General features: G+C 69.1%; 13 protein-coding genes. 7 read left to right on the top strand and 6 right to left on the bottom strand.

Annotation, left to right across the window (positions count from 1 at the left end):
• Positions 1–64: 64 nt before the first annotated feature.
• The 3 genes from ACH4F6_RS07000 to ACH4F6_RS06990 form a co-directional block, all read right to left on the bottom strand.
• A complete protein-coding gene (locus ACH4F6_RS07000; protein WP_397958871.1) occupies positions 65–922 on the bottom strand; it encodes a fumarylacetoacetate hydrolase family protein in 858 nt (285 codons plus the stop codon).
• A 128-nt stretch (positions 923–1,050) separates the two neighbouring features.
• Positions 1,051–1,776, bottom strand: a complete 726-nt coding sequence (locus tag ACH4F6_RS06995) for a YidC/Oxa1 family membrane protein insertase (protein WP_397959321.1) — start codon at positions 1,774–1,776, stop codon at positions 1,051–1,053.
• A 152-nt stretch (positions 1,777–1,928) separates the two neighbouring features.
• Entirely contained in the window at positions 1,929–2,243 is a 315-nt protein-coding gene (locus ACH4F6_RS06990) for a DUF6412 domain-containing protein (protein WP_397958870.1), read from the bottom strand.
• A 347-nt stretch (positions 2,244–2,590) separates the two neighbouring features.
• Between ACH4F6_RS06990 and ACH4F6_RS06985 the strand changes: the two genes are divergently transcribed.
• From ACH4F6_RS06985 to ACH4F6_RS06970, 4 genes are all read left to right on the top strand, one after another.
• Positions 2,591–4,063, top strand: a complete 1,473-nt coding sequence (locus ACH4F6_RS06985; RefSeq protein WP_397958869.1) for a glycoside hydrolase — start codon at positions 2,591–2,593, stop codon at positions 4,061–4,063.
• A gap of 88 nt (positions 4,064–4,151) precedes the next feature.
• Positions 4,152–4,469, top strand: a complete 318-nt coding sequence (locus tag ACH4F6_RS06980; RefSeq protein WP_397958868.1) for a PadR family transcriptional regulator — start codon at positions 4,152–4,154, stop codon at positions 4,467–4,469.
• Positions 4,466–5,239 (top strand): hypothetical protein, encoded by a 774-nt coding sequence (locus ACH4F6_RS06975; protein WP_397958867.1) that lies wholly within the window; start codon positions 4,466–4,468, stop codon positions 5,237–5,239. Before ACH4F6_RS06980 ends, ACH4F6_RS06975 begins: the two co-directional genes overlap by 4 nt.
• 71 nt (positions 5,240–5,310) lie before the next feature.
• Complete coding sequence (locus ACH4F6_RS06970; RefSeq protein ID WP_397958866.1) at positions 5,311–6,333, top strand: hypothetical protein; 1,023 nt, start codon at positions 5,311–5,313, stop codon at positions 6,331–6,333.
• Between the two features lie 329 nt (positions 6,334–6,662).
• Here ACH4F6_RS06970 and ACH4F6_RS06965 read toward each other — a convergent pair whose 3' ends face one another.
• Entirely contained in the window at positions 6,663–7,730 is a 1,068-nt protein-coding gene (locus tag ACH4F6_RS06965; protein ID WP_397958865.1) for a YDG/SRA domain-containing protein, read from the bottom strand.
• A gap of 184 nt (positions 7,731–7,914) precedes the next feature.
• Here ACH4F6_RS06965 and ACH4F6_RS06960 point away from each other — a divergent pair, with 184 nt between their 5' ends.
• On the top strand, positions 7,915–10,995 hold the full coding sequence (locus ACH4F6_RS06960) for a DUF3427 domain-containing protein (RefSeq protein WP_397959320.1): 3,081 nt from the start codon (positions 7,915–7,917) through the stop codon (positions 10,993–10,995).
• Between the two features lie 11 nt (positions 10,996–11,006).
• Here the strand turns inward: ACH4F6_RS06960 and ACH4F6_RS06955 are convergent, their stop codons facing one another.
• Positions 11,007–11,639, bottom strand: coding sequence for an ATP-binding protein (locus tag ACH4F6_RS06955; RefSeq protein ID WP_397958864.1), 633 nt, complete (start codon positions 11,637–11,639; stop codon positions 11,007–11,009).
• Between the two features lie 217 nt (positions 11,640–11,856).
• On the opposite strand from ACH4F6_RS06955, the gene ACH4F6_RS06950 reads away from it, so the two are divergent.
• Positions 11,857–12,702, top strand: a complete 846-nt coding sequence (locus ACH4F6_RS06950; protein WP_397958863.1) for a helix-turn-helix domain-containing protein — start codon at positions 11,857–11,859, stop codon at positions 12,700–12,702.
• Entirely contained in the window at positions 12,703–12,900 is a 198-nt protein-coding gene (locus tag ACH4F6_RS06945; protein WP_397958862.1) for a DUF397 domain-containing protein, read from the top strand.
• Between the two features lie 140 nt (positions 12,901–13,040).
• On the opposite strand, the gene ACH4F6_RS06940 is transcribed toward ACH4F6_RS06945, so the two are convergent.
• Entirely contained in the window at positions 13,041–13,913 is an 873-nt protein-coding gene (locus ACH4F6_RS06940) for an alpha/beta fold hydrolase (protein WP_397958861.1), read from the bottom strand.
• Positions 13,914–14,043 lie beyond the last annotated feature (130 nt).

Raw genomic sequence — 14,043 nt, 5'->3', positions numbered from 1 at the left:
GACCAGCCACAGACGGCCCGCAGCAAACGAACAAGCGCAATTTCCCGCGCCCCCAGCGGAGCGCCTACGCGTCCTTCAGCTCCTGCCGCTGCCGCCCCAGCCCCTCGATCTCCAGCTCCACCACGTCGCCCGCCCGCAGGTACGGCTTCGGGTCGGGCTGTCCGAAGGCCACCCCGGCCGGCGTCCCCGTGTTGATGACGTCGCCGGGGTACAGGGTCATGAACTGGCTGACGTAGCGGACGACCTCGCCGACCGGGAAGATCTGCTCGGCGGTCGTCCCGTCCTGCTTCAGCTCGCCGTTGACCCACAGCTTCAGGCCGAGCGCCTGCGGGTCGGGCACCTCGTCCGCCGTCACGAGCCACGGCCCGAGCGGGTTGAACGTCTCGCAGTTCTTGCCCTTGTCCCAGGTCCCGCCGCGGTCCATCTGGAACTCCCGCTCGGAGACGTCGTGCGCGACGGCGTACCCGCCGACGTGCGCGAGGCCCTCCTCGGCCGACTCCAGGTAGCGGGCGGTACGGCCGACGACGACCGCCAGCTCCACCTCCCAGTCGGTCCGCGTGGACCCACGGGGCACGAGCACGGTGTCGTACGGGCCGACGACGGTGTCCGCCGCCTTGAAGAAGACGACGGGCTCGGTGGGCGGCTCGGACCCCGTCTCCCGGGCGTGGTCGTGGTAGTTGAGCCCGATGCACACCACCTTGCCGATCCGGCCGACCGGCGGCCCGGTCCGCAGCCCGGCCGGGTCCAGCGCGGGCAGCGCGCCGGACGCGGCGGCGGCCCGGACCCGTCCGAGCGCCTCGTCGTCGGCGAGCAGCGCGCCGTCGATGTCGTCCACGACGCCGGACAGGTCCCGCAGGGTCCCCTCGGCGTCGAGCAGCGCGGGACGCTCCGCGCCCGCCGTACCGACTCGCAGCAGCTTCATGATCACAGTCTCCCTCGGTCGCGGGCGCCCGCCGACGGGCGCAGCCATCGGAGGACTGGTCGATCCTCCGAGCTGAGTGTCCACTCCGCAAGACCCGGTTCACGTACTGGACTGCCGCCCCGGGCCGTTCACCGGTACAGGACCGCCCGCTCGACGGCGCTCCAGGCGGTGCTGGTGACGACGTACAGCGCGGCGGCCAGCGGTACGACGGCCACCGTGACGAGGGTGAGGAAGGACAGGAACGGCATGACCTTGGTGACGGCGCCGAGCCCGGGCACCTCGTCGCCGCCGGACGTCCCAGCCGCCCCGGCCATCGCCGCGTTCGCCGCCGTCATCTGCCGGGACAGGCGGTAGCTGAAGGTCGCGACCGCCGTGACGAGGGCGAACAGGGCGACGTACACCAGGCCCGCCCCGCCGAACACCCCGCCGGCGGTGAGGGCGTCGGTCCAGCGGTCGCCGAGGGGGGCGTCGAGGAGCCGGTGCGTGAGCAGGTCGTTCGTCTCGCCGCCGAACGAGGAGTGCGAGAAGGCGTAGTAGAGGAGCAGGAACGCGGGCGCCTGGAGCAGGCTCGGCAGGCAGCCGGACAGCGGGGACACCTGCTCCTCCGCGTGCAGTTCCAGGACCGCCTGCTGGAGCCGCTGCGGGTCCCGCGCGTGCTTCTTGCGCAGCTCGGCGATCCTCGGCTGGAGCGCGGCCCGGGCCTTCTGCCCGCGCGCGGCGGCCCGGGACAGGGGGTGGACGAGCAGCCGTACGAGCGCGGTGAACAGGACGATCGCGGCGGCGGCCGCGGAGGCGTGGAAGACGGGTTCGAGCAGTCCGGCGAACCGTTCCACGAGGTGGACGAAGGCGGACATGAGGACGGACATGGGTGAGGAGCCCTCCGGGGGTCTCGTCGTGCCGGGGAAGAACGAGCGTCTGACGGCATGACGACCCGCGCGGGGTCACCCACGGACGAGCCACCGGGCTGAGTGCCGGGGCGTGCGCTGAGCGAGCGCCGAGGGATGCCCTACGCGACGGCCGTCGGGAGGGCGTGCCCGGGCGCTCTGGGCCGCGGCCGGCCGGAGGCGTCGGGATCACGCTGCGGCAGGAACGCCGTACGGCGGTCCCGGTCCCGTATCGCCGTCCGCACCCGCGTCGGCGGCACGGCGGGCACGCAGCGCGCGGCGACCAGACGGCACACGGCGAACGCGGCACCGGCCGCGGCCGTCGCGGCGAGGGCGACGGTGGCCGTGAGACCGCCGGCGTCGAAGAGGGCGACGTCGAGGAGGAGGAAGAGCAGGAGGACTGCGGGGCGCAGGCGGATCGACCGGTCGCGGATCATCCGTGTCCCCCTCCCCTGCGCCTCACTGTCCCCTGGCGGACCGGCCTTCCCGGACCCGCCACCATGAGGACGTACGGGGCGGCCCGAAAGTTCCACGGGCGGGACCTTCGCCGGACATCCCCCGCGTTCCCCCGCCCTCCCCGCGCCCGGGCTCGCGGACCCGGTACCGCCGTTCGTCCCCTCGGCCCTTCCTCCACAGGTTGGAGAAAGGGTTGTCGGAACCCTCGACAACAGCACGCGCCACCCCCGATGCTTCGTGACGCGCTGCAGCACTCACCTCCCCCCGCACGAGTGCGGGCCGGTCGGGACGGCCGGGCCCGTGCTCCGTCGAGTGAAGCGGAGAAGTCATGATCCGACGCAGAACCCTGCTGGCGGCCACGGGCGGCGCGCTCCTCGGGAGCGCCGTGGCGGCGGGCACGGCCCACGCCGACGCGACGATCGCCGTGAACCCGTCGACGTCGTACGGCACCTGGGAGGGCTGGGGCACCTCCCTCGCCTGGTGGGCCAACGTCTTCGGCTCCCGCAACGACTTCGCCGACCTCTTCTTCACCACCGATCCGGTCACGTACAACGGCACCGCGCTGCCCGGCCTGGGCCTCACCATCGCCCGCTACAACCTCGGCGCGTGCAGTTGGAACACGGTCGGCGGGGAGGCGATGGCCCAGTCGCCGAACATCCCCGGCTTCAAGCAGATCGAGGGCTTCTGGCAGGACTGGAACAACGAGGACCCCACGTCCTCGGCCTGGGACTGGACGGCGGACGCCGACCAGCGCGCGATGCTGCGGAAAGCGGTGCAGCGCGGCGCGACGACGGAGCTGTTCGCCAACTCCCCCATGTGGTGGATGTGCCTGAACCACAACCCCTCGGGCGCGGCCGACGGCGGCAACAACCTCCAGTCCTGGAACTACCGCCGGCACGCCTCCCACCTGGCGGCGACGGCCCTGTACGCCAGGAACAACTGGGGCGTGACCTTCGCGACGGTCGACCCCTTCAACGAGCCGGCGTCGTCCTGGTGGACGGCCACCGGCACCCAGGAGGGCTGCCACATGGACCCGGCCGTGCAGGCGGCCGTCCTCCCCCACCTGCGCAGCGAGCTGGACAAGCGGGGCCTGACCGGCGTCCGCATCGCGGCCTCCGACGAGACGAACTACGACACGGCCCGCTCGACCTGGTCGTCGTTCAGCGCCTCGACGAAGGCCCTGGTGGGCCAGGTGAACGTGCACGGCTACCAGGGCTCGGGCGGCCGCCGCGACCTGCTGTACACGGACGTGGTGACGACGTCCGGCAAGAAGCTGTGGAACTCGGAGACGGGCGACAGCGACGGCACCGGCTACACCCTGGCCTTCAACCTGCTCTACGACTTCCGCTGGCTGCACCCCACGGCCTGGTGCTACTGGCAGGTCATGGACCCGTCGGCGGGCTGGGCGATGATCGCGTACGACCCGGACACGCTCCAGCCGACGACCGTCCAGACCAAGCACTACGTGATGGCCCAGTTCAGCCGCCACATCCGCCCCGGCATGCGGATCCTCGACACCGGCGTGAGCCACGCGGCGGCCGCGTACGACGCGGCGGCCCGCCGCCTGGTGATCGTCGCGCTGAACACCTCCGCGTCCGCCCAGACCCTGACCTTCGACCTGTCCCGCTTCACCACCGTGACCGGCGGCTCGGGCGGCCTGGTGCCCCGCTGGAACACGGTCACGACGGGCGGGGACCAGTACCGCTCGTACGCGAACACGTACCTGAGCGGGAAGTCGGTGGCGGTGCCGTTCGCGGCGAAGGCGGTGCAGACGCTGCAGGTGGACGGGGTGACGCTCTAGGCGGTCAGGCGGCCCGGCACCGGGTGTGCGCACCACCCACTCGATTGTCGTTCTCGACATACGGTCGCCGGGCTGCTTCACTGCCCGTATGGCATCGATCCGCCTCACCCGTCCGACACTCGAAGTGATCAAGGTGCTGCTGGCGTCGACTCCCGACAGCCCCGCCTGGGGCCTGAAGATCTGCGAGGAGGCGGACCTCGGGTCCGGCACCGTCTACCCCATCCTGGAGCGCCTGGTCGAGGCCGGCTGGGTCACGCGGTCCGCGGAGACGGGCGAGCACCCCGGCCGCCCCCAGCGGTTCTACTACGAGCTCACCGCCGTCGGCCGCCAGGCGGCCCGCCGGGCACAGGAGCGCAAGCCGCGGTTCTTCGGGCTGGCGGCGGGCGCGGAGGGGGGCCGGGCGTGAGCGGGGACGAACGTGACGACGAACGTGACGATGAGCTCCCCACGGACGACACCCCCTGGGCCGGGGCACTGGCCGTCACCGCCGTCCTGGCACCCGTGCTGGCCGGCGCGTCGGCAGCGATCTTCCTGCTGGTGGGCTACGTCCTGAGGCTGCTCGACGCCGGCCGCGTCCTGGCCGGGACACTGCTCGCGACCGGCTGGGTGTTCGGCGCGATGACGGCGGCCGCGATCCTGGTAGCCGGCGTGGGCCTCCTGATCACGGCCCTGCGCTCCCCCGCCCCGGAGGCGGAGGCGGAGCCCGAGGCACCCCGCCGTCCGGCCCGCCCGTCCGGCCGGGCCGCGCACCGCACGCTGGGCGTCGCCTCCTTCGTCGCCGGGCACCGCAGGGCGCACCTGCGCGAGGAGTGGGCCGCGATCCTGGCCGGCGACCCGGACAACGGCATCGTCCTGTCGCCGCGCCGCAGGACGGTGTACGCCCTCGGCTTCCTGTGGGCGGCCCTGCGCCTGCGCCTGCGCGACCTCGCCGCGCCCCTGTGGCTGCCGGTCGACTGGCTGCTGTCGGCGGACTCCCGGACGAACGGACTGACCGCCGCGGCCGTCGGCGCCCAGGTCCTCTACATCCGGCACGAGGACGGTCTCCACGCGCTCCTCACCGAGGGCTGGGGCTGGTGCGCGGGGTGCGGCATCGCGCTGCGGCTGCTCTTCGGCTGGCTGCGCAGGGTGCGCGGCATCGAGCTCGCGTCGACGCCCGACCGCACGGCGGACTCCTGACCACCGGGTCCCCGGCCCCTGGCCGACGGCCTCCCTCTCCTTTGTCACCGGCGGGCAGTACGGTGTCGTGCATGCGCCCCGACACGCCTGCCGAGAACGTCGACCACACCACCGAAGCGGCACGCCTGGAGCGGACCGCCGGCCTGTATCCCGAGGACGCCGAGGCCCTGCTGCTGCAGGCCGCGGCCCACCTGGAACTGTCCGGCGACCGCCCCGCCGCGACCGCGCTCTACGACCGCCTGCTGTCCTCCTCCCCGGACGGCCTGGAGAACCCCCACCTGGTCCGGGCCCTGAAGGCCTCCAACCTCTGGGAGTACGGTCACGAGGCGGAGGCGCGAGCGATCATCGACGGCATCCGGGCCGCCGCCCCCCGCGACCCGGCCCCCTGGGTGATCGTCGCGGAGGCCCTGGAGTCCCACGACGAGCTGGAAGCGGCGCAGGAGACGTTCACGCAGGCCGCGCGGCTGCTCCTGACGGACGTGGCGGAGCCCCCGTACTCCACCCACGCGCTCCTCTTCGGCCGCCACCGGGTACGGCGGATGCTGGGCGCCGGCCACGACGAGTGGGACGCCCTGGCGGACGCCCTCCACTCGTCCCCGGTCTCCCTGGACGAGCTGCACGACCCGAAGCGGGTGTGGTCGCTCGGCTCCGACAACCCGCTGGAGCTGGAGGCGGAGATCTTCCGCCTCCGTGCCGAGCTGGGGACGTACCGGGAGGCCCTGTCCCGCCCCTTCCCGGTGGCGGTCCTGCACTGGCCGGCGGGCGAGCTGGCGGAGCTGCTGGCCGCCTACCCGTCGCTCGCGGCGGAGTACCCCTCGCACGAGGAGCACCTGGCGGCGATAGAGGGCTCCCTGCGCGAACTGTCCGCGTCCGGCACGCCGAACCTGGGCATCGTCACCGGCACCGTCCCGTCGTACGAGGCCTTCGCGGCCTCGGAGGGGGCGTCCCCGCAGGACGCGACCCTGCTGCCCCAGTACGCGACGACGCTGGCGGCCCGCGGCCGAGCGGTGACCTGGCCCCCGCAGAGGGGCACCGACTGCTGGTGCGGGTCGGGACGGGCCTACGAGGGGTGCCACGGGAACACGGACCTGTAAGGCGGACCGCACCGCTCCGGTCAGCCTGCGGTGACCCGGCCGTGGCTGACCTTCGCCGTGGTCTTTGCCGCAGGGTGGCCGGCCTACGACCTCCGCGTCCCCCTGAACGCCGACCGGCACCTGCTGCGGGTCAAGGACGAGGTGGTGGTGCGGTACACCCCCACGGCTCCACGCCGCATGGTCGTAGTGCGAACCCGGGCGTCATTCAGTCCGTACAGCTACCTGGTGTGGGGGTGTTGCTGTGCTTGTTCGGGGGCTGAGGGTGGGGAACCTGGCGTGAGGGCGGCGTCCTGGCCGAGTCCAGAGGGGCTTACCGGTGACGGGGCGAGTTAGCCGAGGCCACTGCCCTCCCCCCACAACTCCCTGTGGTAGCGGACATACTCCTCATGCACCTTGTGCTTCCGATGCATCTTGAGCTTCGCCCGCAATCCGTCGCCGAACATTCCCGCACGCGGGACGATGGACCAATCGTCTGCAATGACCACGGCACCAATGTCCAATCGCACGTGACAATTAGGGCAAAGGCAGAGGATGTTGCGCTCAACATCAGGGCCTTTGTGGGGCGACCCCAGAGGCTTGATGTGCGCACCCTCGCTGTATGGCTTCTCGTCCGGGCCGACCAAGCGCAACCCGCACATCTGGCACTCGTGGTCGTAAAGCGCCTTGATACGCCGCACTGTGGCGGTGTCCCGCACGATGCGCTGGACACGGATGGCGCGCGTCGGCGGGAACGTCTCCGCTTCGTCGAGCTCCGGCGAGTCGTCATCGTCGTGGTCGCTGTCCGCGGTGTCCGCCTCCGGATCCAGGAGCACTTCCTGTTGCCCCAGCGCCTCGGCGATCCTGCGCTCAGCAGCGGTTAGCTCCTGCTCTGGAGCGGGGAGGCGCTCCAGATCAAACTGACAGATCTCGATGGGCGAACCGTCTGGGGCTGGCACTTTGGATATCGCAGTGCGGATGGCCGTGATCTCATACAGGCCGTCGTACCTGTACCCCTTACCCGGAGAGTACCGCTCGTCACCCTTATGTCCCCGGACAATCCGGATGTGGTGGCCGCGCTCATAGCTGAGCTTAAGCGCCGCGTTGTCCCGGTAGTCCCAAGATTGGCTCTGCAGCAGCGACTTACCGTCTTTAGCCTTCTCCTTATCAGGCGACGCGCCTGTGTACCGAATCCACGTCCAGCCATCCTCGTCGTCCACGTACCCGCCGTTGAGCACGATGGCGTCGGCGACGTAGACGCCGTCCTCGTCCTTCAGTCGCGAGATGCCCCGCATGTTGTCGCTGTGCAGCTTGGCGTCCCTGACTGCGACTCGGTCAGGGAAGAACTCACCAGGTACGACGCCACCTATGTGACCGATCACTCGTTCGCCCATCGGGCCATACTGATCGAAGGCGATCACTTGTGTCACGTCAGATTCGCACGGCGACCGGCCAGCGCCCACAGCCGAGCACCGCCCTCTCTCTCGCCGACGGCTGCTGCTAGAACTCGTGGCTCGAGAGTTGATCGAGGAGGCGAGGGTGGTTCAGCCAGGAGATCTGTCACAGCCGGTAGCGGGTGTGTACGAAGAGCTCATCACCGAAGGCATGCAGGTACAGATTGATCAGCTGAACGCGGCCGGTTGGAAACCCCTCCACGCGGAGGTCAGCGCAGGGTCTTCGGCGCATGTCTTGGCCCGCTACATCGGTGAAGCGGTAGGTCGGCGGTTGGACCAGCTGCCCCATGACAAGCAGGTCGCCGCAGCCAACCAGATCATGCGGTCGCTGATCACCAACGTGCCAAATTCTGACGAGGACGAGGCTGTGACACCGATCGCCGACGGCCCTCGGCAGCTCTTGGCCCTAGCGGAGCAAGAAGCACCGGGCGTCTACGCCATCAGACCCCTTACCCCCCTCTCTGAGACAGCGTTGATCACCAATGCTCCGGACGATCCCAGCTTGGGCACCGAGTTGAGGGCGGAACTGGCTACGTCAGACCGCATCGACTTGCTGTGCGCATTCGTCAAGTGGCACGGCATACGTGTACTTGAGGACGCCCTACGGGCTGCAAGGGAACGCCGTGTTCCGCTCCGGGTGATCACGACCACCTACATCGGAGCCACCGATCGCCGCGCCTTGGACCGGCTGGTGCGCAAGTTCGGCGCTGAGGTGAAGGTCAACTACGAGATCAGGTCCACCCGCCTGCACGCCAAAGCCTGGCTCTTCCGGCGCAACACCGGCTTCGACACGGCGTACGTGGGCAGTTCCAACCTGTCGAAGGCCGCGCTGCTCGACGGTCTGGAGTGGAACGTACGACTGTCTTCGGTCGCCACGCCCAGGCTGCTCGACAAGTTCGAGGCGACGTTCGATGCCTACTGGGCTGACCCGGCGTTCGAGACGTACGACCCTGACACGGATGGCAAACGCCTGGACGACGCGCTGGCTCAGGCGGGTGGCAGTGGACCGGCCGGCGACCTCAGGATCAGTTTGTCTGGTCTCGAAGTGCATCCGCTCCCCCACCAGAAGGACATGCTGGAGCGCCTACACGTTGAACGGGAGGTCCGCAACCGCCACCGCAATCTCCTGGTCGCGGCGACAGGAACGGGTAAGACCGTCATGGCCGCGCTGGACTACCGCACCATGCGCGACTCACTCGGCGGATCGCTCCCGCGGCTCCTTTTCGTGGCCCACCGTAAAGAAATCTTGCGGCAGTCCCTGCGGACTTACCAGGAAGTTCTGGACAATGCCTCCTTCGGTGAACTGCTGCACAGTGGTGAGAAACCGCAGAACTGGACGCACGTCTTCGCCAGCGTCCCATCCCTCAACCTCCAGCGGCTTGAGCAGCTCGATCCAGAGCACTTCGACGTCATCGTCATCGACGAGTTCCACCACGCCACCGCCGACACCTACCGTCGGGTCATCAACCACTTCAAGCCGAAGGAGTTGCTCGGCCTGACGGCAACGCCGGAGCGGATGGACGGGCGCAATGTGCAGGATGAGTTCTTCGACGGCCGCATCGCCGCGGAGCTACGGCTTTGGGAAGCCTTGGAGAACGACCTCCTCTGCCCTTTCCACTACTTCGGCCTCCCAGACGGTACGAATCTGACCCGTCTCAACTGGCGAGCGGGTACCTACGATCGGGACCAGCTCGGCAGTCTCTTCACGGGTGACGAGGCTCGGGCACGCATCGTCATCAAGCAGGTCGAGGACAAGGTCTCCAACCCGGCCGCGATGCGGGCGCTCGGTTTCTGTGTGACCAAGGCACACGCACACTTCATGGCGGAGTGCTTCCGCCGCGCCGGGTTCCAGACAGCAGCCCTCGACAGTGACTCCACACCCGACGTGCGTGAGCGAACCCTTGAGGACCTCAAGGCTGGCCGTATCCAGGTGATCTTCTCCGTCGACCTGTTCAACGAAGGCCTGGACATCCCGGACGTCGACACGCTGCTGCTCCTCCGGCCCACGAACAGTGCCACCGTTTTCCTCCAACAGCTCGGGCGTGGGCTGCGCCGCACGCCGAACAAGCCGGTACTGACGGTGCTCGACTTCATCGGCCAGCACCGGGCGGAGTTCCGCTTCGAGGAGCAGTTCCGGGCCCTGACCAACCTCTCCCGCAACCGCCTCATCGACAGCATCGAGCGCGATTTCCCCCAGTTGCCGTCCGGCTGCCAGATCATCCTGGAGGGCAAGTCCAAGGACCTCGTCCTCGACAACATCCGCACCCAGCTCAAAGCCACCATCACCACTCTGGCCAAGGAAGCCAAGGCCTACGACACTCCGCGGCTGGCCGACTACTTGCGGGAGAGCCGACGAGACATCCAGGAGCTCTACAAAAGCGACAACTCCTGGACCAAGGTGCTACGCAAAGGAGGATTCCTCCCGGAACAGGCTCCGTCTGGCGAAGCAGAGCTCCTCAAGCGGGTTCATGCCTTCCTCCACGTCGACGACCTCGAACGGGTCCAGGCGTATCTGAACCTACTGGCGGACGACGCCCCCGACTACGGCTCCCTCACCCCGGAGGAGCAGGCTTACGCCCGCATGCTCTTCTTCAACCTGTGGGACAACGCCGGTGGTTACTCGAGCTACCAACAGGGCCTTGAGTCGTTGCGTGCTCAGCCAGCGCTTCGCGACGAGCTTCGGCAGGTCCTGTCGTACGCCCTCGACGCAGCTGACCACTTCCCTCTCCCCCTGGAAGGTCCACTCGCTCGTGTTCCTCTGAAAATCCACAGCGCCTACAACCGTTCCGAAATCCTCTCCGCCCTCGGAGTGGCCCGACTGGGCGGCCAGATGCCCAGAGACTTCGGTCAGGGGGTGCGCTGGGTGGATGACCTCAAGACCGACGCACTCCTCATCACCCTGGAGAAAGACGAGCGCGACTTCTCCCCCACGGTCCGCTACAAGGACTATGCGATCAGTTCGACCCGCTTCCACTGGGAGTCTCAGAGCACGACTCCGGAGAACTCGGCAACGGGTTTGCGCTACCAGCACCATGTGCAGCAGGGGAGCCACGTCCTCCTGTTCCTGCGCCGCTACAAGCGCAACAGCATCGGCAAGGCTGAGCCGTGGATGCTTCTGGGACCAGCCACATACGCCGGTCACACCGGCAGCAAGCCCATGGCGATCACCTGGGACCTCCACCACGAACTTCCCGCCGACGTGACCTCGTACGCCTCGATCACAAGCGGCTGAGGGTCAGGGCTTCAGGCAGCGCTCGATTCGGCTTCGTAGTGCATCTGTGCGCGGTCGAGGATGTCGTCCGGGTCATGGCCTCGGGCAGTGGTCCAGTGGAGCAGATCCGCGATCAGCTCGATGGCGGACTCCTCCAGGCCGATCGCCCGTTCTCCGCCTCCGAGAACGGGTGATCGGTTGGCCGCCCGGTACATCTCAAGCGCTTCGGCTGCTCGCTCGATGCGCCGGCACCCCTGCTCATCGCCGAGGGCGAGCTCACACCACACCGCCTTGCCGGCCGCGGTGAGCACGGTGCCCCAGTCCACGGACAGCGAGGCGAGCAGATGCAGGCCCCGGCCGCACTCGTCGTCACAGTCAGCTGTCCTGAGCGAGGGTCCGACGGGGCTCTTGTCGTGGACTTCGAGCCGTAGTCGCTCGCCTCGCCATTCAAGGATCAGGGTCGCCGACGCGCCCTCACCGACATGTTTGACGACGTTCGTGGCCAGCTCAGTGACCAGTAGTTCCGCCTCGTCGACGGCGACTGGTGTCCCCCAGCGGCTGAGCTGCTTCACCGCTGCTCTCCGCAGGAGGCGCACTTCCGCTGGCACCGCCTCGAACGGCAGGACGCAGCGGAGCCGCGGTCCGGTCACCTCATAGCCAGGCATGCCATTCCTCCCTCCCGTGCCACACAGGCGCTGCACCTGCCGTGTCCGTACGGCTGCTCTGCGTAGCGATCCGAGAGGGAGCATGGCATAGAGAAGTCTCACTGTGTAACTTCTCATGAGAATCCATCGGGTGAATCACATGGTGGCGCTACCCGTCGGCTGCCTAGCCTGTTCAGGATCTCCGGGCCGCCGCCCGCCCCCTTGGTGAAGGAGCCGCATGTCCGAACGCACCACCACACGGCGTCGCCAACTGGGCGCGATGATGCGCAAGTTGCGCGCCCGTAAGGCGTTGACCCTGGAGGAGGCGGGGCGGCGCGTCGGAGTCTCCAAGGCCACGATCAGCCGGTACGAGACGCAGTCGGGACCGGTCAAGTGGATCGTCATCGATGCGCTGTGCCGTGAGTACGGGGCAACCGATGCCGAACGGCAGGCCGTTGTGCGCCTGGCGAAGGAGGCAAAGCAGCAGGGATGGTGGAGCTCCTTCGCCGACTCCATCCCGGAGAGCATGAATCTGCTGCTCACACTGGAGGACGAAGCGGTACGCGAAAGCCACTTCTCCTGTGTGTACGTCCCCGGCCTGCTGCAGACGCGCGCGTACAGCACGGCCCTTCAGAAGGCCAACGAGGTTCCCCTGGATCCCGCGGAGATCGAGCGGCTGGTCGACATCCGTATGAAACGGCAGGAGATCCTCAGCCGCCCGAACCCACCGCACCTGTGGGCGATCCTCGACGAGTCGGTGATCCGCCGGGTCGTCGGGTCACCGGGGACGATGAGGGAACAACTGGACCGGCTCCTCGAAGCGACCGAGTCCAGCCACATCACACTGCAGATACTGCCCTTCGCCCAAGGCGCCCACGCCGCCGCACTGGGCAGCTTCGTCATCCTCGGCGGGACGGAACCCAGCCTCGACGTGGTGTACGTCGACTTCCACACGGGCTCCCTCTTCCTGGAGAAGGACGAGGAACTCTCGCGGTACAGACTTGCGTTCGAGTACCTCCGCGCACAAGCGTTGGACATGGAGGCCTCCTCCGCAATGATCCACCGCGCCCGCAAGGAGCTGTGAATGTCCGTCGGCCCTCAGCCCATATCCGAGCCTGCCTGGTTCAAGTCTTCGTACAGCGGCGGCAATGCCACCGAGTGCGTGGAGGCCGCATTCGTGCCCGAAGGCGTGCTGGTGCGGGATTCGAAAGTGCTGGGCGGACCTCGGGTATCGCTGTCGGCTGAGGCTTGGGTGAAGTTCCTTCAGTTCCACGTGCAGTAGCGGGGGTGACCTGTGCGGGTCTGTGTCCGCCACTCGCGAATGGTTTGAAGAGGAAGTCCGCGTGAGCCTCGGCATCGGGTGATCCCGAGGCCGCCCGTCTGCGCTGGGGGCGGCGGTGCCGGCGTAGGGCTGGGGGAGGGTCACCGGTCCCGGGGGTGGCCCTCGTGGTGCGTGTGCTCGGGGGACGCCGGGGCGTCGTCGGTGAGGCTCGTTCGCAGGAAGGACGTCACCGTTTCGTACAGCGCCCGTGGCTGGTCCAGGTGTACGTCGTGGCCCGCGTCCCTCACGGTGACGACCTGGGTGTGGGTCGGGCGGTGGGCCAGCATCCGTGCGGCCTCGTCCTCCGGTGTCGTCCCGTTCTCGCCGCGGACGAGGAGGGTCGGGCAGCGCAGGGCCGTCCACTGCGGCCAGTAGTCCTGCGTGGCGAGCTCGCTCACCGCCGCGACCATGGTGTCGCGGTCCACGCGGGCGTGGCCGCCGTCCTCGCGCCAGTCCAGGCCGTCGGCCCAGGCCTCGTGGCCGAGGAAGGCCGTCGCCTCCGGGCGGGAGGGGAAGGGGGTCGGCCAGCTGTCCATCCAGGCGGCGATCTGTGCGGGGAGTTCCGCGTTGCGGCAGGCCGGGCCCGCTTCGACCAGGACGAGGGACGTGACGAGGGACGGGTGGGCCGCCGCCGTCAGCAGGGCGGTGAGGCCGCCCAGGGACTGGCCGAGCAGGAGCGCCGGGGGCAGGGACAGGTGGGTCAGGAGCGCTACGGCGTCCCGTACGGCCGCCGCCCTGGTCATGTCGGCCGGGGTGCGGGTGCTCGCGCCGTGGCCGCGGGCGTCGTGGCGCACCACGCGGTGGCCGTCGGCCAGGAGGCGGGCGGTGAGGTCGTCCCATTCGCCCAGGTGGCCGGCGAGTCCGTGGAGGAGGAGGACGGGGGGCGCCGTCGGGTGCGGGTGTGCCGGGGTGTCGTCGCGGTAGGCGAGACGGACGCCGTCGGGGGTGGTGAGGTACGCGGTCGGTTCGGTCAACTCGGCTGCCTGGCCTGGTCACTCGGGGGCGGGAGCCCGGACAGCCTCTCCGCTCCCCCACCGGCGGCGCCAGCGAATTGTCGCCCGGCTCGTCGAGCGAGCGGTCGTGCGTACGGCGTCGGCGGCCGGT

This window comes from Streptomyces sp. NPDC017936 (genome assembly GCF_044328485.1).
Taxonomy (GTDB): domain Bacteria; phylum Actinomycetota; class Actinomycetes; order Streptomycetales; family Streptomycetaceae; genus Streptomyces.
The sequence above is the reverse complement of the archived record's forward strand: the minus strand, read 5'-3'. Positions and strand labels throughout refer to the sequence as shown.